This window comes from Methylobacterium sp. J-026 (assembly GCF_022829585.1).
Taxonomy (GTDB): domain Bacteria; phylum Pseudomonadota; class Alphaproteobacteria; order Rhizobiales; family Beijerinckiaceae; genus Methylobacterium.
The window spans coordinates 1-1187 of the sequence record NZ_JAKSYC010000233.1 but is presented as its reverse complement, the minus strand read 5'-3'; the positions used below and the strand labels follow the sequence as shown (position 1 = coordinate 1187).

The window sequence follows — 1187 nt, the reverse complement described above, 5'->3', positions numbered from 1 at the left end:
TCGTTGATGGCGGCGACGACGCCGGCGCCGACGGTGCGGCCGCCCTCGCGGATGGCGAAGCGCAGCTTCTCCTCCATGGCCACCGGCACGATCAGCACCACGTCCATGGTCACGTTGTCGCCCGGCATCACCATCTCGGTGCCCTCCGGCAGGGTCACGATCCCGGTCACGTCCGTCGTGCGGAAGTAGAATTGCGGCCGGTAGTTCGTGAAGAACGGCGTGTGCCGCCCGCCCTCTTCCTTGGTCAGGATGTAGGCCTCGGCCTTGAACTTGGCGTGCGGCTTCACCGAACCCGGCTTGCACACGACCTGGCCGCGCTCCACGTCCTCGCGCTTCGTGCCGCGCAGCAGCACGCCGACGTTGTCGCCCGCCTGGCCCTGGTCGAGCAGCTTGCGGAACATCTCCACGCCGGTCACCGTCGTGGTCTGCGTGTCGCGGATGCCGACGATCTCCACCGTCTCGCCGACCTTCACGATCCCGCGCTCGACCCGGCCCGTCACCACCGTGCCGCGCCCCGAGATCGAGAACACGTCCTCGATCGGCATCAGGAACGGCAGGTCGATCGGCCGCTCCGGCTGCGGGATGTAGCTGTCGACGGTGGCCATCAGCGCCAGCACCGCCTCCTTGCCGATCTTGGGCTCCTTGTCCTCCAGCGCCATCAGCGCCGAGCCCTTGGTGATCGGGATGTCGTCGCCCGGGAAGTCGTACTTCGACAGGAGCTCGCGCACCTCGAGCTCGACCAGCTCCAGCAGCTCCTCGTCGTCGACCATGTCGACCTTGTTGAGGAACACCACCAGCGCCGGCACGCCGACCTGGCGGGCCAGCAGGATGTGCTCGCGGGTCTGCGGCATCGGGCCGTCGGCCGCCGACACCACCAGGATCGCGCCGTCCATCTGCGCCGCCCCGGTGATCATGTTCTTCACGTAGTCGGCGTGGCCGGGGCAATCGACGTGGGCGTAGTGCCGGTTGGCCGTCTCGTACTCCACGTGCGCCGTCGAGATCGTGATCCCGCGCGCCTTCTCCTCCGGCGCCTTGTCGATCTGGTCGTAGGCCGTGAACGTCGCCCCGCCCGTCTCGGCCAGGACCTTCGTGATCGCCGCCGTCAAAGACGTCTTGCCGTGATCCACGTGCCCGATCGTGCCGATGTTGCAGTGCGGCTTGGTGCGAGCGAACTTTTCCTTGCCCAT

General features: G+C 67.7%; 1 protein-coding gene. It reads right to left on the bottom strand.

The genetic code is table 11. From position 1 onward, the window contains the following. Nucleotides 1-1187: elongation factor Tu (gene tuf, locus MKK69_RS20575; protein WP_243970947.1), on the bottom strand; the 1187-nt coding region annotated here is incomplete at its 3' end.